Origin of the sequence: Luteolibacter sp. Populi (genome assembly GCF_040801775.1) — a bacterium.
Taxonomy (GTDB): domain Bacteria; phylum Verrucomicrobiota; class Verrucomicrobiia; order Verrucomicrobiales; family Akkermansiaceae; genus Haloferula.
Map to the genome: position 1 here is coordinate 3734318 of NZ_CP161812.1, position 23418 is coordinate 3757735.

21 protein-coding genes are annotated in these 23418 nt (G+C 63.9%); 4 read left to right on the forward strand and 17 right to left on the reverse strand.

The annotated features are described in order from the left end of the window. Window positions 1-19 precede the first annotated feature (19 nt). The 3 genes from ABWK72_RS15245 to ABWK72_RS15255 all read left to right on the forward strand — a co-directional run bounded on the left by ABWK72_RS15245 (window position 20) and on the right by ABWK72_RS15255 (window position 3032). Window positions 20-1648 carry a hypothetical protein gene (locus tag ABWK72_RS15245; protein ID WP_367870427.1) on the forward strand — a complete coding sequence of 543 codons (1629 nt, stop codon included), beginning with the start codon at window positions 20-22 and terminating at the stop codon, window positions 1646-1648. Window positions 1649-1743: 95 nt separating this feature from the next. Next, a complete protein-coding gene (locus ABWK72_RS15250; protein ID WP_367870428.1) occupies window positions 1744-2217 on the forward strand; it encodes a hypothetical protein in 474 nt (157 codons plus the stop codon). 65 nt (window positions 2218-2282) lie between these two features. Next, window positions 2283-3032: a spermidine synthase gene (locus tag ABWK72_RS15255; protein WP_367870429.1), complete on the forward strand. Its 750-nt coding sequence runs from the start codon at window positions 2283-2285 to the stop codon at window positions 3030-3032. Between the two features lie 12 nt (window positions 3033-3044). Here ABWK72_RS15255 and ABWK72_RS15260 read toward each other — a convergent pair whose 3' ends face one another. The 16 genes from ABWK72_RS15260 to ABWK72_RS15335 all read right to left on the reverse strand — a co-directional run bounded on the left by ABWK72_RS15260 (window position 3045) and on the right by ABWK72_RS15335 (window position 20260). Further along, window positions 3045-4070, reverse strand: a complete 1026-nt coding sequence (locus ABWK72_RS15260; RefSeq protein WP_367870430.1) for an MlaD family protein — start codon at window positions 4068-4070, stop codon at window positions 3045-3047. Between the two features lie 18 nt (window positions 4071-4088). Beyond that, window positions 4089-4895: an ABC transporter ATP-binding protein gene (locus ABWK72_RS15265; protein ID WP_367870431.1), complete on the reverse strand. Its 807-nt coding sequence runs from the start codon at window positions 4893-4895 to the stop codon at window positions 4089-4091. A gap of 23 nt (window positions 4896-4918) precedes the next feature. Next, window positions 4919-6031 (reverse strand): N-methyl-L-tryptophan oxidase, encoded by a 1113-nt coding sequence (gene solA, locus ABWK72_RS15270; protein ID WP_367870432.1) that lies wholly within the window; start codon window positions 6029-6031, stop codon window positions 4919-4921. Between the two features lie 5 nt (window positions 6032-6036). Next, a complete protein-coding gene (locus ABWK72_RS15275) occupies window positions 6037-6444 on the reverse strand; it encodes a Gmad2 immunoglobulin-like domain-containing protein (RefSeq protein WP_367870433.1) in 408 nt (135 codons plus the stop codon). Window positions 6445-6522: 78 nt separating this feature from the next. Further along, window positions 6523-7530, reverse strand: coding sequence for an AAA family ATPase (locus ABWK72_RS15280; protein ID WP_367870434.1), 1008 nt, complete (start codon window positions 7528-7530; stop codon window positions 6523-6525). After that, window positions 7509-8180 (reverse strand): nicotinamide riboside transporter PnuC, encoded by a 672-nt coding sequence (gene pnuC / locus ABWK72_RS15285; protein ID WP_367870435.1) that lies wholly within the window; start codon window positions 8178-8180, stop codon window positions 7509-7511. The genes ABWK72_RS15280 and pnuC overlap by 22 nt, the downstream gene beginning before the upstream one ends. Further along, window positions 8173-8778 (reverse strand): bifunctional nicotinamidase/pyrazinamidase, encoded by a 606-nt coding sequence (gene pncA, locus ABWK72_RS15290; RefSeq protein WP_367870436.1) that lies wholly within the window; start codon window positions 8776-8778, stop codon window positions 8173-8175. The genes pnuC and pncA overlap by 8 nt, the downstream gene beginning before the upstream one ends. Continuing rightward, on the reverse strand, window positions 8775-10193 hold the full coding sequence (locus ABWK72_RS15295; RefSeq protein ID WP_367870437.1) for an O-acetyl-ADP-ribose deacetylase: 1419 nt from the start codon (window positions 10191-10193) through the stop codon (window positions 8775-8777). The genes pncA and ABWK72_RS15295 overlap by 4 nt, the downstream gene beginning before the upstream one ends. 4 nt (window positions 10194-10197) lie before the next feature. Then, on the reverse strand, window positions 10198-11217 hold the full coding sequence (locus ABWK72_RS15300) for an ADP-ribosylglycohydrolase family protein (protein WP_367870438.1): 1020 nt from the start codon (window positions 11215-11217) through the stop codon (window positions 10198-10200). Then, a complete protein-coding gene (locus ABWK72_RS15305; protein WP_367870439.1) occupies window positions 11214-11858 on the reverse strand; it encodes a DUF4291 domain-containing protein in 645 nt (214 codons plus the stop codon). Before ABWK72_RS15305 ends, ABWK72_RS15300 begins: the two co-directional genes overlap by 4 nt. Next, window positions 11855-12391, reverse strand: a complete 537-nt coding sequence (locus tag ABWK72_RS15310) for an RNA 2'-phosphotransferase (protein WP_367870440.1) — start codon at window positions 12389-12391, stop codon at window positions 11855-11857. Before ABWK72_RS15310 ends, ABWK72_RS15305 begins: the two co-directional genes overlap by 4 nt. A gap of 13 nt (window positions 12392-12404) precedes the next feature. Beyond that, window positions 12405-13844: a nicotinate phosphoribosyltransferase gene (locus tag ABWK72_RS15315; protein ID WP_367870441.1), complete on the reverse strand. Its 1440-nt coding sequence runs from the start codon at window positions 13842-13844 to the stop codon at window positions 12405-12407. Further along, window positions 13841-14527 (reverse strand): NUDIX domain-containing protein, encoded by a 687-nt coding sequence (locus tag ABWK72_RS15320; RefSeq protein ID WP_367870442.1) that lies wholly within the window; start codon window positions 14525-14527, stop codon window positions 13841-13843. Before ABWK72_RS15320 ends, ABWK72_RS15315 begins: the two co-directional genes overlap by 4 nt. Window positions 14528-14730: 203 nt before the next feature. After that, window positions 14731-17094, reverse strand: coding sequence for a hypothetical protein (locus ABWK72_RS15325; protein ID WP_367870443.1), 2364 nt, complete (start codon window positions 17092-17094; stop codon window positions 14731-14733). Window positions 17095-17221: 127 nt separating this feature from the next. Continuing rightward, window positions 17222-18313: a substrate-binding domain-containing protein gene (locus ABWK72_RS15330; protein ID WP_367870444.1), complete on the reverse strand. Its 1092-nt coding sequence runs from the start codon at window positions 18311-18313 to the stop codon at window positions 17222-17224. A gap of 165 nt (window positions 18314-18478) precedes the next feature. After that, complete coding sequence (locus ABWK72_RS15335) at window positions 18479-20260, reverse strand: glycerophosphodiester phosphodiesterase family protein (protein ID WP_367870445.1); 1782 nt, start codon at window positions 20258-20260, stop codon at window positions 18479-18481. Window positions 20261-20411: 151 nt separating this feature from the next. On the opposite strand from ABWK72_RS15335, the gene ABWK72_RS15340 reads away from it, so the two are divergent. Next, window positions 20412-21908: an ABC transporter substrate-binding protein gene (locus ABWK72_RS15340; protein ID WP_367870446.1), complete on the forward strand. Its 1497-nt coding sequence runs from the start codon at window positions 20412-20414 to the stop codon at window positions 21906-21908. A 46-nt stretch (window positions 21909-21954) separates the two neighbouring features. Here ABWK72_RS15340 and ABWK72_RS15345 read toward each other — a convergent pair whose 3' ends face one another. After that, window positions 21955-23418 (reverse strand): DUF1501 domain-containing protein, encoded by a 1464-nt coding sequence (locus tag ABWK72_RS15345; protein ID WP_367870447.1) that lies wholly within the window; start codon window positions 23416-23418, stop codon window positions 21955-21957.

The window sequence follows — 23418 nt, forward strand, 5'->3', positions numbered from 1 at the left end:
CGGAGTTAAGCTCGGCCCTATGTTTCGAGCTGCCGGAGTGTTGGTAATCGGAATGGGCGCGGTCTTGTCGGCGGGACCATTGGAACTCGGGCGGACGCCGGTCCTGAGCGCCAGCTTGCCGGGATCGACGACTTGGCAGGTGGAGCAATTGCAGGCAGGCGGAGCTTGGACGGGGACGGGGGTACTGGTGGGGGGAGCGGGGTTGCCGGTGAGCGTGCGGATGGAGGGCTTCCCGGCGACGGCGAGCTACCGCTTCCAGCGGGTGGCGGGGGCGGCGGCCCCATTGGCGCCGGTGGTGGGGACCGGGTGGCATTTGGCGGGGCAGGAGCCGGGGGCGGCGGGGCAGGTGGAGATCGAGAAGTCGGCGGATCTGGCGGCTTGGGGGGATGAGGCGCTGGTGTTTCCGAGGACGGACGGGCGCTATGTGCGGGCGTTGCGGGAACCGCTGGGGGCGCGGGGATTTTTCCGGGCGCGGGTGCCGGGGCTGGCGACGGGCGATGCCTCGGTGACTTCCCACACGCCGCTGCCGAACAACCAAGGCGCGGCGGGATTCGGGCCGATCTACGCGGATATGCCGCAGATTTTCAAAGACGGGTTCATCGGGGCGCTGAGCCCGACGGAGTATCATCGCGGCGGGGAGAACGCGGCGGCGGCGGGCGAGTGCTACGAGCTGGCGGGGCCCTTCGGGCGGGTGACGGTGATGATCACGGATCTGACGGATGCGCCGCCGGGGACGGTGGATGTGGGGCGGAGTTTCTTCGACTTGGGGGAAACGGCCTATCCGCCCCTGAGCGGCGGGGCGGTAACGGGGGCACTGACGGCCGGGATGCGGCTGGTGCCAGCGCCGGTGACGGGGAATGTGAAGCTCTACGTGGTGCCGGGCTCGAGCATCTACTACACGGAGCTGAGGCCCTACAATTACCGGGCGGGGATCAACAAGGTGGAGATCCAGAGCAACGGCAGCACGGACTGGGTGAACATGCCGCGGAGCGCCTCGAACAGCTTCGTCTTCCTGGCGAGCAGCATTCCGCTGGCCTTCCCGGTGAAGGTGCGGGTGAGCAGCCGCTTCGGCGAGGTGGTGACTTTCCCGGCGATTCCGGCGATGGCGGACAACCAGAAGATCACGGGCCCGGCGCAGTTCGCGGTCTTCCCGGAGCTGGCACCGGTGCCGGAGCACCGGGTGCGGCCGATGTATCGCGATGCGCTGACAAAGGTGCCGGGCGACCAGTGGTCGGCAGGCGGCTACGGCGGGGCGACGGTGACGGAGGTGGACCCGGCGGTGGCTTACGCGGGGACGGCGAGCTTGCGGCTGTCCGGACTGGGAGGCTACGCGGGGGTGACCTTTTCCGAGTATCCGGGATTCCTGCGGCCGGAATTCGGGGTGCTGAAGCTGGCAATCCGCTCGGCCGCGCCGGTGGCGGCGGATCAGACGGGGTTGATCGTTTACGGGGTGAATGTCCCGGGCGGGCCGCAGGTGAATTCGGCGGTGATCCAGCTCCCGCCGCTGAAGACGGCTTGGCAGGTCTTCCAAGTGCCGCTGCAAGCGAGCGGGGCACCGGCGACGATTTTTGGGGCGAGTTTGTTCGGGAGGGTGCCGGGGGCCTTGCCGAATGTTTGGATCGATGAGGTGGAGGTCTTGAATTACTAATTACTAAATTCCAATTTTTACACGGGGGTGCGGCTGTGCCGGAGGAAGGGGAATTCCCGCTTCAAAAAGTTGTGGCCGCCGGGAAGGATCTGCACATGCCGCACCGCTTCCGCACCACCGATGGCAAGATCTATGGGCCGGGGAGCAAGACGCCGTTTCCGGTGAGCTTGCCGGATGGCGCGGAGGCGGAAGTGATCTGGGGCGGATGCGCGCAGCACGAGAAGCTCGGCTGGTGGCTGCGGAAGCCGGGGCATGCGATCGCGCAGTCGGCACAGGAGGTGGCGGCGATCGCGATCCAAGCGGAGGACACGAAGGAATTCATCTGGGGCGACGCCCCGCCGGGAGCGCGCCTGATCTGGGTGCTGGAGCCGCCGGTAGTGTCGAGGGCGGGGAGCAGCTACCAACTCGCCAAGATGGTCACGGTGGAAGCCACGCCGGCGCAGTTGGCGTATTTCCGGGACACGCGTTTTGCGCTCTTGGGGAGCTTGGATCCCGCGGGGAAGATCACGGCGATCCCTGCGCTGGAGCCGCCGCCCGCGCGCCCCCCGGCACAGGGCGAGCTGTTTTGAGGGCTCTCAAGAACGCCGCGCAAACTTCGGAGTCGGCTATTCATCCTGTGCGGCTACAAGGGGCCGTGCATCCGACTCCCCGCTTCGAAGAACTCGATTTCCGCCAGACCGCGCTCGGGGACTTGAGCCTGCGCCGCCGCACCATCCTTTCCCTCGATAACCTCGAGGTCCACGAGATCATCCTCGGCGACGCTTATCTGATGACGAGCCTCTTCACCGAGGTGGAGCAGGCTCTCTCCCGCCTCGGGCTCGCTGCCGCGGAGCGCGCCTTCCCCGGCGATGAAGCACGGCTCGATGTCGTGGTCGGCGGGCTCGGTCTCGGCTACACCGCCCGCGCCGCCCTGGAGCAGGCCAGCGTCGCTTCCCTGATCGTCGTCGATTACTTGCAGCCGGTGATTGAATGGCATGAGAAGGGCCTGGTGCCGCTCGGGCCGGGCCTGACCGCCGATCCTCGCTGCCGCTTCGTTCACGGCGATTTCTTCAAGCTCGCCGTCGCAGGGGATTCCGAGGCCGCTTTCGATCCCGATGCTCCCGGCCGCCGATTTCACGCGGTCCTGCTCGATATCGATCACTCGCCCTCGAATCTCCTCCACGAGCGCCACGCCGACTTCTATTCGCCCGACGGCCTGCGCCGCCTCGCGGCCAAGCTTCACCCCGGCGGCATCTTCGCGCTGTGGTCGGACGATCCGCCGGACGAAGTCTTCATGGGTTCGCTCCGCGATGTCTTCAGCACCTGCGAATCCCACATCGTCACCTTCTCCAATCCGCTGCGGGAAACCGAATCGGCGAGCACGGTGTATGTGGCAGGGAAATAGCAGGAAGCCTGCTCAGCGCCGTCTGCCACGGAAGCGATTCCGCGGATCATCCAAGGGAGTTTCCTTGTCGCGATAGCGCAGGATGCCCTGCTGCTTGAGATTGCGGATGAAAGCGCGTGCGTCGTCGGAGACATCGCGGTCGTAGGCCAGGGTGCCTAACAGACCCTCGCCGCTTTCCACGCGGTCCAGCGCCTGCCCCGCCTTGTCCGCGGCGCGGGAAATGGAGGCCACCGCCTTCGGGACATCGCGCAAGGCCGGCTCGAGCTGGTCGATGCGGTCACCGGCGCGGACGAAGGTGTTGTCGGCGCTGGCGGCAGCCTTCTCGATCGCTTGGATCGCATTGCGGGCGTCGCCGAGCGTGGGTTCTAAGCCGGCGCTGGCCTTCGCCCACTCGGCGGTGGTCTTCTCCAGATTATCCAGGGTTCCGTCGAAACGCTTGAGATTGGCCTCGGACAAGATCGAACTGTCGATCTTCTTCAAGCTGTCCGCCATCCGACCGGCAACGAGCCGGATGTCATCCACCGCGGAATCGAGTTTGAGGAAGGTGGTCTCGGCTTCCTGCATCAGGCGTCGGGCATCGCGGCTAAGGGCCTCGGCATTGTTCTGGATCGCATCGAGTCCGGACGGACCACCGCCCTGCAGGACCGATCCCGGCTGGAGATAGCGGCCCGTCGTGTTGACCTTCTCCGGCGGCGTCAGGACGATCATCTTGTCACCAAGCAGTGTGGCGGAAGCGATCTGGATCATCGAGTTCTCGGGGATCTTGATCGCGTCGTCCACGTTCATGATGACCTGCACCTTGGTGTCGGAATTGAGCTCGGGCGACTCGGCGACCTTGCCGATCCGGGCACCGCCCATGCGGATCTCCGAGCCCTTGATCAGGCCGGCGGCATCGTCGAAAACGACGGTGAGCTGATACTTGCCGCGCAGCCGGTCGCTGAAGCGTCCGAATTGGACGATCAGCCCGCCGAGCAGCGCCAGGCCGATGAACACGAACACTCCGACCCAGAGTTCCGTCTTCGCTTTCGTTTCGCCCATGGGTGGAATCCTCGCGGCTCAAGCCTTCACCTGCAAGGTCGATCCGTCCCAGGGCTCGCCCGAATCCCCGTCCACGAAGGGCCGCAGGATCGGGTCCTGCGTGTCCCGGAGCTCCTCCGGCGGGCCGCTCCAGTGGATGCGGCCTTCCTGCAGGAAGACCACCCGGTCGGCGATGTGGAAGACGCTGCGCATCTCGTGGGTGACCACGACGCTGGTCATGCCGTAGTGATGCTGGAGGTCCTTGATCAGGTGGTCGATCGAGTCCGCCGTGATCGGGTCGAGACCTGCGTGCGGTTCGTCGTAGAGCACGCAGGCCGGACGTCCGACAACCGCCCGGGCAAGGGCCACGCGCTTGCGCATGCCCCCGGAAAGCGCGGAGGGCATCTTCTTCTGCTGGTCGGGCAGCCGGACGATTTCCAGCGCCTCGGCAATCCGTTCCGCGATCTCCTTCTCATCCTTCAAGCCGGCTTCGCGGAGCGGGAAGGCGACGTTTTCCTCGACGCTCATCGAGTCGAAGAGCGCGCCGTTTTGGAACATGATGCCGACTTTCCGGCGATAAGGCGACAACGCGCGTTCGTCGAGATGGGTGATGTCGACGCCGTCCACCTCCACCGTGCCCTTCCACGGCCGCAGCAGCCCGGGAAGGTGCTTCAGCAAAACGGACTTCCCCCCGCCGGACCCGCCGAGCAGCACCAGTGTCTCGCCGCGCATGATATCGAGATCCACCCCGCGCAGCACCATCTGCGACCCGAACTTCTGCTCGAGACCGCGCACGCGGATGAATGGATCGCCCATGCGGGCAGGTTCGGGACTGGCGCGGGGCATGACAAGGGGAATGGGATCGTAACTCAAGCGAAGCGCTCCAAACGCCAGGCTTCCGGCCCTGGCTCTCTCCCCTCCGCCGTCGCCAGCCGGGCGGCAAGCTCGCCCAGCAGAATCGTGAACTTGAAGCCATGGCCGCTGCATCCGGAGCACAGCGCCACCCGGCGTGAACCTGGTGCGTGGTCCAGGATGAAGAACTCGTCCGGCGTGCTCGTGTAGAGGCAGGACTGCGCGGCGATAACCTCTCCCGAGATGTCCGGAAAGCGTTTCGCGAGGTGAGCCATCGCCCGCTCGATGTGCTCGTTCATCACCGGCCGACCGGATTCATCGGGATCGAAGTCGATTCCCGCGGCGTGCGAAGCAAACTTGAACCCCTCCACCCTGCCATCACTGGGAAAGCCGTAATATTCATCCGGCTCCTCGATCCACACCGGCAAGCTGCCCGGTAAGAAGTGGTCCGCATTTCGGGCGATTCCCGCATAGATCACCTGCCGGAGCGCCGTGCGGAGCGGTAATCCGAGCGGTGCCAAAAGCTTCCCCAGCCATGGCCCTGCCGTAACGATTATGGCATCGAAGCGGTCCGTTCCATTATCCGTGGAAACGAGTACGCCGGAGTCGTCCTCCTGGACATGTCTCACCGCCGCGAGTTCATGAAGCACGGCACCGCGATCTCTCGCCAAGCGGACCTGCGCGAGCACGCACTCGCTTGCCCGCAAGAAACCGGACTCACCCTGAAAAATTGCCATCGACCCTTCCCCGATATCGATCGCCGGGAAACGCTCCCTACTCCCCTCCCTCGTCAGGGTCTCATACTCCAGCCCCGCTTCCTCCAGCGCCATCCGCGTGGCTTCCACCTTCGGATCGCCCACCGGCCCGAAGGTCAGTCCGCCGCAGCGCACGAAAAGCTCCTCGCCGGCCTCCTGCTCGAGTTCATCCCACAGCTCATAGCCGCGCCCCATCATGTGCGTGTGAAAAGCATCCGGATAGGACCGCCGGATGATCCGGCTGTGCCCGTGCGAACTGCCGCGCGCATGGCCGAGCTCGAATTGCTCGAAGCCGACCGCCTCGTGTCCCGCCCGCGCCAGGGATCTCAACGCCGCGGAGCCGCTTCCGCCGATGCCAATGACCGCGACCTTCATCGCGCTCAGGGCCTCAGGACGAGCGGAATCGCATTCCGCGGCTTCGGCGGTCCCTCGCCATCGGAGGCGTCCTCCTCGTAGACCTCAAGCTGGCCGATCTGCCGTTCCTTCACCGTGAAATTCACCGCGAAGGAGAAGCTACCCGGGCCGTCCACTCCTCCGCCCTGCGCGTGGCCGACAGCAAGCTCGCTACCGTCGCGCGCCTTCAGCTTCCAATTCACGGTGGACTCGAAGGTCCGCGAGCAACCGCTGACCGTGAAGCCCGTCGACACTCTCTCCCCGGATCGTGGCGAGGTCACGAACACGAATGCCGCGTCTGTTAGAGCGTCATCGGCATTCGAGCAGACATCGGCCGCCCGTGCTGGCGGGACCGCCACCGATGCTTGCTCCTTCTTGCAAGCGGCAAGAAACATCAGCGATGGCACACACGCTAAGAACCGGTACACGGCTTTCATAAGGCGGGAAGTCATAGCAAGTGCGGCCCGCCCAAGTCAACGCCGCCACTCGAGCCGAAGTTCATCGAGAATCTCGAGCGCATGGCTTAACCGGGTCTCGCGGCTCCCGCGTAGCAGGAACCACGGCTTCGGCTGCGCGGTGAGCGCTTCCTCGAACCAACGGTGCATGTCGTGGCGCAGATGCTCGCCATCGCGCAGTCCGTCCTGCTCGAAAGGAATCTCATCGCCTGTCAGGAAATACACATCCGCGCGGCAAGCCGCCGCAAAGGCTTCCAGTTCCGCAAACCGCGTCCCCATGTAGCGCCGGTGCCACTGCACCGTGGCGAAGGAATTCGTATCACACACCAGGATACGATTCGCCCTGCGTGCGGCGGCGTCCTCGCGCCGCGCCTGCTCGCGGACGATGTCCATGAACTCTTCCGAGCGCCAGTTCGCATCGCAGCTCCCTTGCTTCAGCATGCTGTATTCGCGTCCGTATTCCGCCACCCATTCGGTATCGAGTGCCGCCGCGAGATCCATGGCCAGCGTCGTCGTGCCGGTCGATTCGGCACCGACAATCACGATCCGTTTCGCAAACCATTCCCGCAAAGGCGGATCGATGAAATCCCACATTGCGAAGGGATCCTGCCGCACCGCCGTGCCGCTGCACGGCACGACGAGGCGTGCACGATCTACCATCACATGGCGCGCACCCATCAGGCCCGCATAGCGTTCACCGTAGTCCTCCGAGGTGAAGACCGCATCCGGAGCACGCCCGAGCCAGCCCATCGTGTTCTCCGCCCACACCCGCGAATCGTTCTCATCGTAGCGGTCGTCGATCAACATCACCTCCGCCTGTGGCACCAACTCCCGCAACCACCCCGCACGCAACTCCGGCGGGATGGGATCCACCGGCTTGCCGCAAATGATCACCACCACGCGCTCACAGCGCGACAGCGCGGTCTCGATCAGGAAGCGGTGGCCACGGTGCGGCGGCAGGAACTTGCCGACCACCAGGCCCAAGCCGAAGCGCTCCGCCGCGTTCACTTCAGTTCCCGTTTCCATCGCTTCAGGCCGAGGATGCACAGGACAATGAACCCGGCATAGAGGACCGCGGTCAAGGGGAGATGCTTTGAGGAATAGAGCGGGACATAGATCAAATCCGCCGTGATCCACAGCCACCAATTCTCGATCCGCTTCCGGCACAAAAGGTACTGTGCTGCCAGACAGATGACGGTCGTCAGCGCATCCAAAAACGGTGCCGATCCATTTACGCGGAGCAGCAACTCGCGCAGACCCCAGGTCCCCAAGACCAGGAAGACCGCAATGCCGATCCACTCCGTCCGCCGGGTCCGGGAAACCTGTAGCTTCGAGCGGCCCTCGCCGCCGTGCAGCCACTGCCACCAACCCCACACGCCGAAGGCGAAATACACCCCCTGCAAGCCGAAATCGGCATAGAGCCGGGTGCGCCAGAAGAGCATCGCGAAGAAGATGTTGTTCGCGAGGCCGATCGGCCAATTCCAGATATTCTCCTTCGTGATCAGCCACACGCAGATCGCACCCGTCGCAAATCCGAATGCTTCTGTTAGATCGATCGGCAGCCACTTCTGCCATGCGCAGAGCAGCAGAAGAACCGAAAGCGCGGGCACGACAATCGTGTCCGGTGCCAGCGGCCTCTTCAGCGCGATGGCAGGCGATGGCGAACTCTTATCCATGAATCGTCACGCCTTTCGATCTCATCTCCTCCACGGCAGCATCGACATCGCCCGGTGATAGATTCACGCCGCGGCTCGCAGGCAAGTGAAGCGTCACCTCGAAGCCCTCCGCCACTGCATCGAGCGCCGTGAATTTCACGCAATAGTCCGTGGCCAGGCCGCAGACCGTAAGCCGCTTCACTCCTTGCTCGCGCAGCCATTCGGCGAGACCGGTCGAGCGGCGGTGGCCGTTGTCGTAGAGGCCGCTGTAGCTATCGATTCCGGCGTCCGTGCCCTTCCGGAAGACGCGGGTGATCCGCTTCACTTCCAATTCGGGAGCGAACTCCGCACCGCTCGTTCCCTGCACGCAGTGCACCGGCCACAAAACTTGCGGCAGCCCGTTCAAGTCGCTCACCTCGTAAAGCTGCTTGCCCGGATGATTCGCCGCGAAGCTGCCATGATCGGCCGGATGCCAGTCCTGCGTCGCGACAATGATCTTGAAATCATCCATCAGCCGATTGGCCACCGGGATGACCTGATCGCCCTCCGGCACCGCCAGCGCACCGCCGGGCAGGAAGTCGTTCTGAATATCGACGAGAATGAGTGCGTGTTCGTTCATGCGAGGAAGAGACGTTTGGCAAAGTCGAGGATGAGCTCGCGGTCGTGGAGTTTTTCAAGCCAAGGTGCAGGAATACTATCAATGCCGTAGCAGGCACCCGCGATCTGGCCGTAGATGGCGCCGGTGGTGTCGGCATCATCGCCCAAATTCACGGCAAGCAGTGCTCCATCTCTGAAATTGTCCGAGCGGTGGAATGCCCACAGTGCCGCCTCCAGCGATTGCACGACATAACCGCTGCCGCGGATTTGCGGCGGATCCTTCTCTTTGAAGGAGCCCGCGGCGATCTCCGCAATCGCAGGGTCCAGCCCGTCCAGGTTGCAGCCCTCCGGGCAGTAGGAAGGCGCGAGCACCTGCTGCTTCGTGGCTCCGTGGATCAGGCCCCACAAAATCCCACCCAGATAACGGCAGGCATCCAAGCAGGCCGACGCTTGATGCGTGCTGCGCGAACTCTCAATTGAATAGTGAACGGCGGCCTTGGGGTCCTTGAAGTAGATCGGCACCGGCGCGAGGCGCATGATCGAACCATTGCCCGCCGAGTAGCGGTCAGTGCTGCCGCTTACCGGATCGCCCCTCTTGATAAATGAAGCCAGTGCCGCGCGCACCGTATTTCCTATATCGAAGCACGTGCCCGTTGCACTCCGGTGACCCTCCTGCCACCAGCGAACATATTGATCCGCCTGATCCCGCAGATCGAAGCCACCGCACTCCAGCAAGCTCTCCGCAAGACAGAGCGCCATCGAGGTGTCGTCGGTCCACTGCCCCGCCTTCAAATGGAAAGGTCCGCCGCCGACCATATCATCGATCGGCTCAAAGCTGCCGGGACTCTTGAATTCGAGCGTCGTGCCAAGCGCATCGCCTACCGCAAGTCCGACCAAGCAGCCTATCGCGCGATTCACGGCATCGCCTCGTGTCGGGACGGCTTCTCCCTTGGCCAGCTCGGCCTGATAGATCTCCAAATCGCGCTTCGAGAAGCAGCAGAACGTCACCTCAAGCGGATGCTCCTTCACGAACTCACGAACCGTCTTCACCGCGATGGCGGTCGCTTCCGCGATCGGATAGCCGTAGATGCCCGTGCTGATCGCCGGAAAGGCGATCGATAGCAGCGAGTGCTCCGCTGCGAGTTCCAGGGACCGTCGATAACAACTTGCCAGCAGTTCGGCCTCGCGCTTCTTCCCGCCATTCCATACCGGTCCCACCGTGTGGATCACATGCTTCGCCGGGAGTAGATAGCCCCTGGTGATTTTCGCCTCGCCGACTTTGCACCCGTGCAATAGGCGGCATTCGTGCACGAGTTCCGGCCCCGCGGCGCGATGGATCGCACCATCGACCCCGCCGCCACCGAGCAGGCTGGAATTCGCCGCATTGACGATGGCATCTACCGCCAGCTTCGTGATGTCGCCTTGGATCGCTTTCATTCTTTCAATAAGGTGGCAAAGCGCGCCGGAACACATGGCCGACGACGACTAACAGAAATACAAAATTCCGCGCGAGAGAAAGCGGCCAAACCGGATAGCGGATCGGGGAATCCGACAAGTCCCCGCGTAGAAGGTGCGCGTTGATCGGCCAATCCCTCAAGCCATCGATCCATTCGGCGGGCATCCCTTTCACTCCGGCATCGGTGCCTGCCAGAGAGCCCGCGATGAACGCCACCGTATCGGTATCCCCACCCGATGCGACTACCGCTTCCACTGTGGCCCGGAAGTCGCCGCGATGGTGCAGCCATGCATACAGCGCCACGGCAGCCGAGTCCGGCGCGAAACCGCTCACGAAACCCGCCTTCCGGCCGATCCGATCCGCGAACTCCGCCACAGCACAGTCCTCCCGCAGCGCCTCGCGCAATGCCGGTAGCCGCGACTTCATCTCGGCACTTTCAGCCATCGTTTCTAAAACCTGCAAAATCTCCGCCGAATCCTGCACACGCTCGGATGCCATCGCCGCTGCTTCCGCGATCATCCGCGCGGCTTCGGCAGCCCTAGGATCGGAATGCGTGATCCGCGTGGAGGCATCGGCAAATGCCATTCGCTTCGCCGCATCTTGCGAGAAGCAAACCCCGATCACCGGCGCGCGCATCAAGGGACCGTTGCCCGCCGACCACACACCGCTGCGCACGGGGCTAACCCCGCACCACAACTTCAGAATCGACCGTGCCGTCGCCAGCCCGATCCCCGCGGGAATCCCGGCGAACCACCAGCGCAAGCGCCGCGCCAGATCCCGCGCGAATGCCTTCGCGTCGTGATCATCGCGGTTCAAGGAAAGCGCGGTCATCAGAGCATGCTCGGTATCGTCGCTCACCATCCCGCAACGACCGCAGAAGCGATGCCGCAAAGGCCCGGGCCACATCCGCGCGATGCGCTTGGCATTCAGCCCCTCCGCCGGCAGACCGAGCGAATCCCCGAGCGCGCCGCCCAGCAGGCAGGATGATTGACGCTCACGGTTCATGTGGCGGAGCCGAGATCAAAAGGGTCCAACGCGACATTGGCCGCTGCAGCAACATCTGGCTGATAGACCGTCTCCGCCGGAACCAGTAGCTTGTCCGGATTCCCCAGGAACTCGCGCTGTTCCGCGACGAAGCCGGAGATGTCCTCGATCCGGATCACCTCCGTCTCCGCATAGCGGCGGAGCATCTCCCCGCGCAGCCCGAGCTGGATCGCGCGGCGCTGCTGCGGCGCTCCATTCGGCCCGTGATCCGGATCCCACTGCAGGCGCACCTCCGAGGCGGCGAGCGCGCCCTTCCAGCTGTCCGTATCACGATGTTTAGAGGCATCAAAAGCCGAAGGCACTGCCGCTACGAGTATCTCTTCGAACAAGCGTCTCGGTATCGTCACCGCGAGTATCACCTCCTGGCCCTCCTTCGTGCCCCATCCGGAGCGATACATCATCCACAGGAAGTTCGGCTTGATCCAGCTCATACGGCTGAAGCTGAACTCGCCGCCGAAGTGCCCGTTCATCGCCGCGTAACGCCCGATCGCAGGCCGGTAAGCCTGATAGACCACGATCGAATCCTCATCATGGCTCGCGAGTATATGACGCCCGCTGGAGGGCCAAACGGCGGCAACATCAATGTAAGGTGCCACTTTCATGGAAAGACGATGAACTCCGGCGGCACCGCGTCCGTCAGCCAGACGCCGTTCTCCGAAACGTAGAAGGGATGCTCCGCGGCCGACATCTCCGCGGCCCGGATCGATAGGATCACCGCCTTGCCGCGACGTTCGCCGACCTTGGTGGCGGTTGTTAGATCGGGGCTGAGATGCACGTGATGGCGCTCGCCCTTGTGCAGTCCGCCGCGGCGGATGGACCCGAGGAACTTCGGCACGGTCCCGTGGTAGAGGAACTCCGGCGGCGTCTGTGGCTGCAGAGCCAGATCTACCGGCACCGAGTGCCCTTGGTTCGCGCGGATCCACCTGCCGTCCTCGCTCAAGGCGAAGCGTTGCTTGTCATTGTCACTCACGATTTTGACCAGCGTATCGCGGTCGAATCGCTTCCCGCGACGGCCTGCAGCCTCGATCAGGGTCTGGCAATCCGTCCACCCGTTTTCATCGAGGGTGATGCCGATCTTCTCTGGCTCGTGCCGCAGCACGAGACTCAGGAACTTGCTGATATCTTTGTGGTTCACTTCAAATTTCTTTCTATCGGAAGTCGGCCAGAAGCCGCTCCCTCTCTTGATACAATCCCTGCTCCAGGCCCGCAGGGTAGGCGTGGGGATTCGCGAGGCGCAGGGTCCCCGGGTGGAGCTTCGCCAAAGTCGCCTTGCAGCGCTCGCGCATGGCGGCGAGCGGCTCGGGCGCACTCGTGCGCACGCCCCCTTTCATCACCGGTTGCAGCACGTCGTGGGAGATCGTGCCCGCCGCGATCTTCTTGCGGCGGATCGGATCGCCCGGATCCACGATCTCCGCCTGCTCCGGAATACTACGATCCACATCGTAGATCGCATCCGCAATGAACAGGCCGTCTTCCTCGAAGCGCCGGACACCCAGCCGCCCCGGAATCGAGCTCTTCGCCGTCTGCTCGCTGAGCTTGATCCGCGGCTGCCAAGAGCCGTCCTCGCGCCGCAGCGCCGCCAGCTTGTAGACCCCGCCGAGAGCCGCTTGGCCGCCCGCGGTCACGAGGTTTGTGCCGACGCCCCAGATGTCGATTCTCGCGCCTTGATGACGCAGGCTTTCGATCAGGTTCTCGTCGAGGTCGTTGCTCGCCACCACCTTCACCTCGGGGAAGCCCGCGGCATCGAGCTTCGCCCTCGCCTGCTGGCTCAGCCAGGCGAGGTCCCCGGAATCGAGGCGGATCCCGCTCAACTCGTGGCCCCGCGACCGCAGCTTCCGTGCCGTGGCGATCGCCTTGTCCACGCCATGCAGTGTATCGTAGGTATCCACCAGCAGCGTCGCGTTGTCGGGCATCGCTTCCGCATAGCGATCGAAGGCCTCCGCCTCGTCGTCGAAGGACATCACCCACGAGTGGGCGTGCGTTCCCATCACCGGGATGCCGAAGCGCTGCCCCGCGAGCACGTTCGAAGTGCCTTCACAGCCGCCGATCCACGCCGCGCGGCTCGCCGAGAGCCCGCCATCCGGTCCCTGCGCCCGACGGTAGCCGAACTCCACCACCGGCGCACCCGCCGCCGCATGGCAGACCCGTGCTGCCTTGGTCGCGATCAGGGTCTGGAAGTTCAGGATATTGAGCAGCGCCGTCTCGACCAACTGCGCATGGAGGATCGGGCCCTGCACGCGCAGCAGCGGCTCGTGTGCGAAGATCGCCGCACCCTCCGGCACAGCATCGATGTCCAGCTTCAGCCGCAGCTCGCCAAGGTAGCTCAGGAATTCCTTCTGGAAGAGCGGCGTCCCCATCTTCGTCCGCAGGCTAGCGAGATACCCGAGTTCCTCACCCCCGAAGCGGAAAGCCTCCAGCCATTCCAAAGCGAGTTCCAATCCCGCCGCAATCGCATAGCCGCCCTTGAATGGCACGCGCCGGAAGAACAAGTGGAAGACGCTCTCCTGCTCCGCCTTACCCGCCTGCCAATAGGCGGCGGCCATCGTGAGCTGATAGAGATCGGTTTGCAGTGGACTCGGGGTGGTCATAGTTCGAAGTGGAAACCTTTGCGGACGAGAGCCTGGTATTTCTTGCGGTCGAAGCGATGCAAGCGGGCCGGCCGGTGGGAGCCGCCGGCATACGCCTCCAGCGGCACCAGGAAATCGAAGGCGAGCAGCTTCTTGCGGAAGTTCCGCTTGTCCAAGGGGCGGCCTAGGATCGCCTCGTAAAGCGCCTGCAATTGCGCCAGCGTGAATTGCTGCGGCAGCAGCTCGAAGCCCACCGGCTGGTAGCGGATCTTCCCGCGCAGACGCTCCAGTCCCGCGGCCAGGATCGCCGCATGATCGAAGGCCAGCGCTGGCAAGCGGTCCGCCGGAAACCACGCCGCATCGCTCGCATCCGTATCCCCCTTGGCCGGATGCTGGTCGGGCCTGACCAAGGCATAGAATGCCACGCTCACCACCCGCCCGCGCGGATCGCGGCCCGGCTCGCCGAAAGTGCAAAGCTGCTCCAGGAACACACCCTTCAAGCCGGTCTCCTCCTCGAGCTCCCGCCGCGCCGCAGCCTCCAGATCTTCCTCCATCAGCACGAAGCCGCCCGGCAGCGCCCACGCCCCGAGAAACGGCTTCACCCCGCGCCGGATCAGCAGCACTTGCAGCCCCGTCGCATCGAAGCCGAAGACCACGCAGTCCACGGTCAAAGCCGGGCGGGGATATTCGTAGGTAAAGGCCATCTCGTTTCCACCACCAAGAAAGTGTAATTATTACACTAAGTCAAGAGAGGATTTTCTACCAACCCCTTCTTGAGAAGAAGGGACCCCAAAAAGAAGAACTCCGAATGCCTTTGATTCGGCATTCGGAGTTCAGTGGAAGAGTTACGACAGGTCTCCGGGATCGCTTCTCAGCGTCGCCGGGTCTCCGACGTTTCTTCCTGACCTCACGGAAAATCGACGGAGAGCCGCAGGAAGAGCTCTGTAGCGTCACCTGCGGTGACCTCGGCCGCGGCGTCCACGGTTTGAATCCCGGCCCCCGAGGTTTCCACAATGGTTTCGGTGATGGTGACCGTCAGCGATCCCTCCGATTCTCCGGACTGCCGCCAATTTGTCAGATCCGTGGACCACAGAACCTTGGCATCGACATCGCTCGCCGATGGATCGCGCTGGAAGCGCAGCGTGGAGCTTTCCCCCGCGGCAAGTCCGCTCGTGGCAATACTGCTTGGATCACCCGGCAGGCTTCCGAAAAAATACTCCAAGACATTGGCCCAAGAGTCTCCATCGGAATCGTCTTCAGGCCCCTCGGAGCTGCCGGGTAGTTGAGAAGCCATCCAGCCTTGGAAGGGGCGATCGGCGACAGTCGCCGAGGGAAGCCCCGTGAGAGGCAGCAGCCAGTCCATCGAGCTCTGCGCTTCGATGGCGATCACCTCGTCTCCCTCGTAAAGGGTATCGGCCAGGATCGGCAGCACGCATTGCACGGATGACTGCCCGTCGGCGAAGGAAACCGAGGTGGGAAACGGCACGGTGAAGTCCGCTGCCGTGGCAGTCCCAATGAACTCGAATGGGACTTCAAGGACACCCTCCGGTGGGCCGGAGCGCACGATATTGAAGACGACTTCGGTGTTGGCACCGAACTCTCCTGCGGTGTTCACCGGCAGATCCACATGCAGAAAGGGGCGAACCGGAGCGAGGTCGAGGAACGCCGCCTCGCGTGCGGCTTCGTCCGTGCCTGCCACCCAGATCGCGCGGGCATTCGTCCAGCTGTTGCCCCCTCCGGCACCATCGAGGCGCAGGAAAATCTGCTCACCCAAGCCGGTGAAGCCCGCGGCGAACGGGGTGGCAATGTGGGGCGCGGCGTAGTCGAGGGAACCGTTCGCCCCATCCCAGATCCAAGCGCGGAGATTGCCGGTATTGTCAGCGTGCATTTCGATCTCGCCGATCACCGTGTAATGACCACCGGGCTGGATCGGAATCTCGGGACTTCCCGGCACGCGTGCCGTCGCGCTCGCTGCGCCCTTGTTGTCGAGATAGTCGAAGATCGCGGCCCCCGCGGAGCCACCATTCCGGCCGATATCGAACCCGCCATTCGTGGAGCTGTCGAGAGGCACACCGCGGACGCCCAGCACGAGGAAGCCGGTCGCATGGTTGCCTTCGCCATAGAAGAGCAGACTTCCGGCAGTGCCATCGGAGAAGGGGTTCTGGATCGGCAGGTAGGTGCCGGTCGCGAAAGGACCGCTGGCGCTCACCAAGCCACCGGCGGACGGCAGGTCCGAGATCCAGAGATCTGCGTAAGGTGCGGTAGCCGCGTATTCGCTGGATTCCACGATCCTGAAGCGGACGGAGCGGTCAATCTCGGCGGTCTCATTCGGGATGATGTGGACGAGCACATCCGCCGTCGCCTGTCCGGCGGGAAAGCTGACCACATAGCCCGTTTCATCGTGGTTGGAGATCTCCTCGAAATCGGCGAACTCCGATGCGGTTCCCTCCAGGAAAAACGGCACCTCCAGCGCCGCGGAAAGATTGCCCGTGCGCGTGAAACGGACGGATAGATCCTGGTCTGCACTCGTCTCGGCTCCGACCGTGTCGAGTGGACTCACCGACACGCTCACAAGGCTGTCCGCGTCGATCATCGTGAGCGAGTCCATCGCCATCCATCCCCACGACCCGTGGGCGGCATCGATGAGGTCCAAGGTGTAGAGCGTTCCCGGTGCATCGCCCGCAGTGGCAGCGGTCAAGGCAGCGGCATTCCAAGTCACGGTTTGCCACGCATTTCCCTGCTCGTTGGTGGTGCGCCTGCCCCAGAGCAGGTAAGCATCATCACCGGCGCGGCGCAGTCCGACGCCCAGATAGGCCGCATCGCCCGCATTGCTCACCGAGACGGCAGGCAGGCTTGAGAAATTGGCGGGTGCAGTCGCGTTGCCTCTTCCGGCTAGAAGTTTGAAGCTGATCTCGGTGGGCGAGAAGCTGCCCAGGTTCGCCTCGGGATTGGTGCCATTGAGCACGAAGCTCGGCGAACGCAGCACCGCGGCATTGTGGGCACCGTCGCGGGAATCAACGTTGTCCGCGGTAGTCACCACCAGGCCGCCGATACTCCCCGCGGGGTCCGTCCAGGTAATGCGGTTTCCGAAATTGCTTCCGGTGGCGAAGAAGCGGCGATCCAGACTATCCCCGCCGGGAATGGTGACCTGCGTCCACTGCCCCAGATCACCCGGCGCGAAGGAGTAAATGGTCTGGCCTGAAGCGAGGGCGGCGGGCGCCGCGAAATAGTGGAGTCCGCCGATCAAGGCGAATGCAGAGAGGGCTTTCATGGGTATCTTGGGTATCGCGGCAGCGGCTGGGAAGCCCGCCGTCGATACTCGCCAAGATAGTCCCCGCGGATTCCGCGAGAATGGCCACGGTGGCCGGGGAATCATGCAATGGCGGACACGAACCCCATCACCCGATCCCGGAGCGCTGCCGCGCCGCCTCCCGCCGCTGGTCGGTGGGATTCATTCCGTAACGCTTCCGGAAGGCCCGGAAAAACGTCGTGTAGTCGATGAAGCCGGAATGCTCGGCCACCCGCTCGACCGGCTCGTCCGTGATCAGCAGCCGCTGCATCGCGGTTTCAAGCCGACGCTCTCGCAAGAGGTCCACCAGCGAGGGACGGCCGGTCTCTCTCAGGTAACGGCGCAGCGTGCGGGCCGAGACATGGCAGAGATCCGCGGCCACGGTGGGATTGAAATCCGGATCGGCATGCCGTTCATTGAGAAGTCGGAACAGGCGACGGAGCGCCGGGGGCTCCGGTCCGCTTGCAGTGCTCGATCGCTCGGAAATCCCTTGGGGAGGAATCCGCAAGGCTTCCAGAGGCTGCGGCTTGCCCGCGAGCAGGGCGGTCAACAGCGCGGCGGCGTGATAGCCCACGCCTGCAAAGTCGATGATCACCGAGGACAGCGTGATGCTGTCGTTCTCGACGTGGAAGTCATCATTACCCGCCCCGAGAATCGCCAGATCCCCGGGCACTTGCAGACCGGAGCGCCGGCAGCAGGCGATCAAAAGGCCCGCACAGGCGTCGTCGCAGCAGAATACGGCGGCACGTTCCTCACCGGCCTCGTCGACCCATTCGCGTAGATCCGGGCACGCCGGAGGATCGCTGAACTCCATCCCGAGAACATCCATCTTCGCGCCGGCCTTCTCCAGTTCGCTGCGGAAGCCCTCCAGGCGGTCGATCGAGAACCCCTTGTCGGGGAGGTGCGTGCAGAAACCGAACTTCAGGAAACCCTTGTCGACCAAATGGCGTGCCGCTTGCCGGCCGACTCCGACATCATCCACCAACACCTCGGGAATTTCCCCGCATCCCGGCACCCGGTGCATGTTGACCGCGATCATACCGGTCTGGCTCATCGCCCATTCGAACTGTGAAGGCTCCTCGAAGAAGCCTAACAGGCCGTCGGGTGACGACTCCATGACCTCGGGCCATTCCAGATGGGTATGGTTGCTCTTGCGGATCAGGGTCCAGCCCGGTGTCCGTTCGCGTACGAAGCGCTCCACTCCGCGCCGCATTCCCAAGCGTGGATAAGTTCGCCTTCCGAGAGCGAGCGCCACGGCGGGCAATGTCGGGGGGACGGATGATGGTGCTGCCATGCCTGCGGAGTTCGGAGCTCCCATCCAGACTAGCGGTCACCACCATTCACGCAAGGTCCTCTGACGATTCCGTCACTCGGCCGGATCGCCGCGTTCCACCCGGAAGAATTCGCGGGCCGGTGAAAGCGGATTGGCGGGAATGGCGAAACGATTGAGCGGCGGCGTCGCCAGCAGATCCACGGATGCCGGTGTCCACCCGCTCGCACCCGGATCGGAAGAGCGATAGACCCGGTAGCTGAAGCCCGGATAGCTGGTCCACTCCAGAACCATGGGGTCGAAGCCGAAGGTCTTGATGGCCGGTAAAGTCGGGTCGCCCGATCCGGTCCAGGGAATGGCGACAGCATCCAGCGCGATCCACCCCCACGAGACCGTCCCCGTCTGGACTTGCGGCCCGAACGCGTCGATCAGATCGAGCGTGTAGGTCTCATCCGCCGCATCGCTTTCCAGCGCCGGGGCCAGCGTCCCGGCGTCCCAAACGACCCTCTGCCAGGCATGACCCTGCCCCGCGCTGCTCCGGCGGGCGGAAAGCAGGTAAGCGCCATCGCTACCACGCCTGAGGGCCATGCCGAGAAAACCGGTCGGTTCCGCTGCATCGGACAGGAGGAGATCCGAGGCAGGTACCGACCCTACACCGCCAGCACCGCCTAACAGGCTGAAGGTGATCGCCTGATAGTTCCGCAATCCGTGCAAGCGGAACCCGGGCGACCGCAGGATGAGCGTGCTGTGATAGCCGTCCCGCCCCGCGAGGAAAGGCGTATGGACCACCTTGTAGATCCCCCGTGTCGCGGGCGTGCGGTCACCATAAATGCCTTCGTCCACGACGAAGGCGCTCGCGCCGACCACAGAATTCCTGATATTGCTCCACCCTTGGAGAGTGCCATCGCGGAAATCGTAATCCACCGTGGAAACAGGGGCCGGCTCATCCCGCCGTCCCAGCCGGTGGAGATAGGTGGCCAATTCGACCGGATAGTCGGTCTGAAGGATGCTGCCTCCTTTGCTGACAATCCACCCCCAGGACGCATCCGGATCCCCGCCGATCGCCAGCGCGTCGTCATGGCCGCCGTTTAAGTCGGACCACAGCGAGTTGATCCAGATCCGGGTCCCCGTTTCCCGTGCTTTCCCGAGCACCGCCGGATCGAGCATGGGAGTCGAAGCGTTGGTAAAAATCAATTCAATCGCAGGAGGCCTGAGCGTTTCCAGCACCGACAGGACGGCTTGCGCGGAGGTGTCGGTGAGAACCGGCATGTAATGAATTTCCTCGGCATGCGACTGGAGCACCGCCTTCACCGCTTCAGCCGGCGCGGACCCCTTGAAAAGGGCGTGATCCAAGGTTCCCGTGTCTCGCAATACCTGAAGGGCTGCTGCCAGTGACGTCGGATGCGTGGCATCGAGCTTGTCCAGGTTGACCATCGCCCTGCCCTTCACCAGCGCCATCACCTCTGCGAATGTGGGAACCTGCTGGCTCGTCGCCGCACCATTCGGCCCGAGCAAGCGTAGTGCCTTGACCTGTGCGAGCGTCATCGACGAAACCGCACCACTGCCGTTCGTCGTGCGGGTCACCGTGGCGTCGTGCATGATCACGAGGTGACCGTCCGAAGTGGAGCGAAGGTCGATCTCGAGGATCTCTGCCCCTGCGGCGATCGACCTTTCGATCGCCGGGATCGAGTTCTCCGGCAGGATTGCCCCGTCGTCCGAAAAGTATCCGCCCCGATGGGCCGCCACGAGAACGCGGGGATCTTCCGAATCGTGGAATCTCGCGAGAATCCCTGCGATGTTCTCCCCGGCAAGCGAAACGGTCGTGATGGTGAGCCAGTAAGCCATGCCCATAGCGGCGGTATCGCCTCTCGAATTCATTGCAGGGATTCTTCGGGAAGTGCAGTCCGTTTCTCCATGGCGGTACCGGCCAGACTTGTTGGCGTTTTTGTCACATGCAGGATTTTCCGGCCAGAATCGTCATCGCCCGGAACCCGGCGGGAAGACGTTGAAACTTGTCGTGGGCCGTGACATGGACTGCCTCGCGATCATGCGCCGCTTCTCCTTCATTGTCCTGCTGCTGGCCGCAACGGTCACCGGGCCGATCCTATTGCGGCGCGAAAACGGCCTCGCGCGGGCTGGCAAAAGCGACGACCGGCTGGTGATCATCACGCCGCACAGCAACACGATCCGGACGGAGTTTGGCGAGGCCTTCGCGAGGCACTGGCAGGCGAAAGCGGGACGCTCCCTCTACATCGATTGGCGGGTTCCGGGAGGAGCTTCCGAAATCCGCCGGGTGCTCGACAGCTCCTATGCCGCAGCCGCTTCCCTCGGGAACAAGGGCGCGGGAATCGACGTGTTCTTCGGCGGAGGCTCGCCCGAGTTTGCAAACCAAGCGTCGAAGGGGCGCTTGGAACCCCTGGAGGTCTTCGCCACGAACCCGGAGTGGTTTCAGGAAGAAGTGATCCCGGCGGAGTTCACCGGCGAGATTTACTACGATAAAGATCGTAGATGGGTCGGGGTCTGTCTTTTCCAATTGGGCATCTGTTACAACCGCGACGTGTTGGCGCGCTTGGGAATGCCGGAGCCGCAGCGCTGGGAGGACCTCGGCGATCCGGCGTATGCGGGCAATCTTGCTTTCGCGGATCCGACCAAAAGCGGTTCGGTCGGCATCGCCCTGGAGATGATGCTGCAGGAGCAGATGCAGGACGTGCTTCGCGAGAGGGGCGACAGCCCCGAAGCCCGCGAAGAAGGCTGGCGCCGCGGCTTGAACCTGCTCCAGAAGCTGGCGGCAAACGCCCGCTACTTCACGGACTCCGCAAGTCAGGTGCCCTACGATGTCGCACAGGGCGACGCCGCGGCGGGAACCTGCATCGACTACTACGGACGCTCTTTCGAGGAGAAGCTCCGGAACTCGCAAGGCGGCCCCCGCCTCCGCTGGATCGCCCCGCGGGGCGGCAGCTCGGTAAGCGTGGATCCCGTTGCAGTTCTCTCGGGGGCGCCGCGGCCCGATATCGCCCAGGAGTTCGTCCGCTTCTGCCTCTCCGACGAAGGGCAGCTCCTCTGGAATCTCAAGCTAGGCGAACCTGGAGGCCCGCGGAACTCAGCACTGCGTCGTCTACCGGTCCGTCGCAATCTGTATGCTCCCGAGCATCTCCGGCGTTTCTCCGATCCGGACGCCATGCCCTACGAGCGGGACGACAAGTTCGTCTATCGGAAGGGTCTCACCGGCGGTTCACTACAGGTCATCACCGCGATCTTCCGCGCGATGTGCATGGACCCCCATGGGGAGATGAAATCCGCTTGGATGGCGATGAACCAAACCTCCCGCTCACCGGAAAGCAGCTTGGCCGGGGGAATCTTCTTCGACGTCTCTCACGTCAGCTACGCACGCATGAATGAGCTCGTGCCTCTCTTCGCTGGAAACCAAGCATCCCTTGCAAGGCGTGAGATGACGGCCGTTTCTGCGATCTTCCGGAAGAACTACCTACAGGCCCGGGACATCGCGACGAAAGAGCGCAACCCGTAGGCTCCGTCGAAGCCGACCGGCAGCACGGCATTTCTCGGCGGCCGATTCACGCGAGGACTTCCCGGATCACGTGGCCGTGGACATCGGTCAGGCGGCGCTCGGTCCCGTTGTGGTAAAAGGTCAGCCGCTCGTGATCGAGGCCGAGCAGGTGGAGGATCGTCGCGTGGAAATCGTGAACCGTCGCGACCCCTTCCACCGCTTGGTAACCGAATTCATCGGTCATGCCGTGGCTGAAGCCATGCTTCACCCCCGCGCCAGCCAGCCACGCGGTGAAGCCGTCCGGGTTATGGTCGCGGCCGCTGGCACCCATCTGGAAAGTCGGCATGCGGCCGAATTCCGTGCACCACACCACCAGCGTATCTTCTAACAATCCCCGCTGCTTCAGGTCCGTGAGCAAGGCGGCGGTGGGCTGGTCCATCACCTCGCCGTGTTTCACATACTGCTCGGCGAGCGCCTTGTGACCGTCCCAGTTGCTGACGCCTTCGCCACCGGTCTGATAGGCACCGTTGAAGAGCTGCACGAAGCGCACCCCCTTCTCGATCAGCCGCCGCGCAAGGATGCAATTGCGGGCATAGGCGGCCTTGGTGTCCTTCACCGGGCTCCCCGCCTCGTCGGCCCCATACATTTTCAGAACCTGCGCGGGCTCGCTCGAAATGTCCGCCACTTCCGGCACCGAGAGCTGCATCCGCGCGGCGAGTTCGTAGCTGGAGATCCGCGCGGCGAGTTCGGAATCGCCGGGGAATTTCTCAAGATGGCGGCGGTTCAACAGCGTGATGAACTCCCGCGTCGCCCGATCCGTCTCCGGCGAGAAGGCGGATGGCCGCTCAAGATTGCGCAGCGGCTTCGCGGCATTGAAATCCGTCCCCTGAAAAGCGGCCGGCAGGAATCCCGCGCCCCAGAAGTTCCCCGCCGACTGCGGCGCGCCCCGCGGATCCGGGATCGCCACGTAGGCCGGCAGCGTATCGTTCTCGCTGCCCATCGCGAAAGTCGACCACGCGCCCATGCTCGGGAAGCCGTCGAGGGTGCTGCCGCTGCTCAGGAAATTCTCGCCGGGCCCATGGGTGTTGGTCTTGCCGGTCAGGGAATGGATGAAGCACATCTCATCCGCCAGCGCGCCGAGATGAGGCACCAGATCCGATACCATCTTGCCGCTCTTCCCGTATGGCCGGAATTCCCAGGGACTCTTTGTTAGATTCCCCTGCCCGCCTTGGAAGGTGATGAGCTTGTCCCCGCCCGGCATCGGCTGGCCGTGGCGTTTGATCAGCTCGGGCTTGTAGTCGAAGGTGTCGATCTGGCTAACCGCGCCCGAGCAAAAGATCATCAACACCCGCTTCGCCTTCGCCTCGAAATGCGGCGGCCTCAGCGCGTTCGGATTGCCCGGCAGGATCACCGGCCGGATCGGCGGCGCCGCCAGCGCGCGGTCCCGGCCCAGCAGGTGCGCCAGCGCGATCCCGCCCAGCCCGGCCGAGGTCCGGGAGAGAAAGTCACGGCGGTTCAGGAACGGGTGCAT

What these genes read in the sequence shown, in the direction of transcription:
- ABWK72_RS15345 (WP_367870447.1), bottom strand. Translation starts at nt 23,418, where the DNA reads ATGCACCCGTTCCTGAACCGCCGTGACTTTCTCTCCCGGACCTCGGCC.
- ABWK72_RS15300 (WP_367870438.1), bottom strand. Translation starts at nt 11,217, where the DNA reads ATGAACCGTGAGCGTCAATCATCCTGCCTGCTGGGCGGCGCGCTCGGG.
- ABWK72_RS15260 (WP_367870430.1), bottom strand. Translation starts at nt 4,070, where the DNA reads ATGGGCGAAACGAAAGCGAAGACGGAACTCTGGGTCGGAGTGTTCGTG.
- ABWK72_RS15280 (WP_367870434.1), bottom strand. Translation starts at nt 7,530, where the DNA reads ATGGAAACGGGAACTGAAGTGAACGCGGCGGAGCGCTTCGGCTTGGGC.
- pnuC (WP_367870435.1), bottom strand. Translation starts at nt 8,180, where the DNA reads ATGGATAAGAGTTCGCCATCGCCTGCCATCGCGCTGAAGAGGCCGCTG.
- ABWK72_RS15305 (WP_367870439.1), bottom strand. Translation starts at nt 11,858, where the DNA reads ATGAAAGTGGCACCTTACATTGATGTTGCCGCCGTTTGGCCCTCCAGC.
- ABWK72_RS15265 (WP_367870431.1), bottom strand. Translation starts at nt 4,895, where the DNA reads ATGCCCCGCGCCAGTCCCGAACCTGCCCGCATGGGCGATCCATTCATC.
- pncA (WP_367870436.1), bottom strand. Translation starts at nt 8,778, where the DNA reads ATGAACGAACACGCACTCATTCTCGTCGATATTCAGAACGACTTCCTG.
- ABWK72_RS15245 (WP_367870427.1), top strand. Translation starts at nt 20, where the DNA reads ATGTTTCGAGCTGCCGGAGTGTTGGTAATCGGAATGGGCGCGGTCTTG.
- ABWK72_RS15335 (WP_367870445.1), bottom strand. Translation starts at nt 20,260, where the DNA reads ATGAATTCGAGAGGCGATACCGCCGCTATGGGCATGGCTTACTGGCTC.
- ABWK72_RS15340 (WP_367870446.1), top strand. Translation starts at nt 20,412, where the DNA reads ATGGACTGCCTCGCGATCATGCGCCGCTTCTCCTTCATTGTCCTGCTG.
- ABWK72_RS15320 (WP_367870442.1), bottom strand. Translation starts at nt 14,527, where the DNA reads ATGGCCTTTACCTACGAATATCCCCGCCCGGCTTTGACCGTGGACTGC.
- ABWK72_RS15275 (WP_367870433.1), bottom strand. Translation starts at nt 6,444, where the DNA reads ATGTTTCTTGCCGCTTGCAAGAAGGAGCAAGCATCGGTGGCGGTCCCG.
- ABWK72_RS15295 (WP_367870437.1), bottom strand. Translation starts at nt 10,193, where the DNA reads ATGAAAGCGATCCAAGGCGACATCACGAAGCTGGCGGTAGATGCCATC.
- ABWK72_RS15315 (WP_367870441.1), bottom strand. Translation starts at nt 13,844, where the DNA reads ATGACCACCCCGAGTCCACTGCAAACCGATCTCTATCAGCTCACGATG.
- solA (WP_367870432.1), bottom strand. Translation starts at nt 6,031, where the DNA reads ATGAAGGTCGCGGTCATTGGCATCGGCGGAAGCGGCTCCGCGGCGTTG.
- ABWK72_RS15325 (WP_367870443.1), bottom strand. Translation starts at nt 17,094, where the DNA reads ATGAAAGCCCTCTCTGCATTCGCCTTGATCGGCGGACTCCACTATTTC.
- ABWK72_RS15250 (WP_367870428.1), top strand. Translation starts at nt 1,744, where the DNA reads ATGCCGCACCGCTTCCGCACCACCGATGGCAAGATCTATGGGCCGGGG.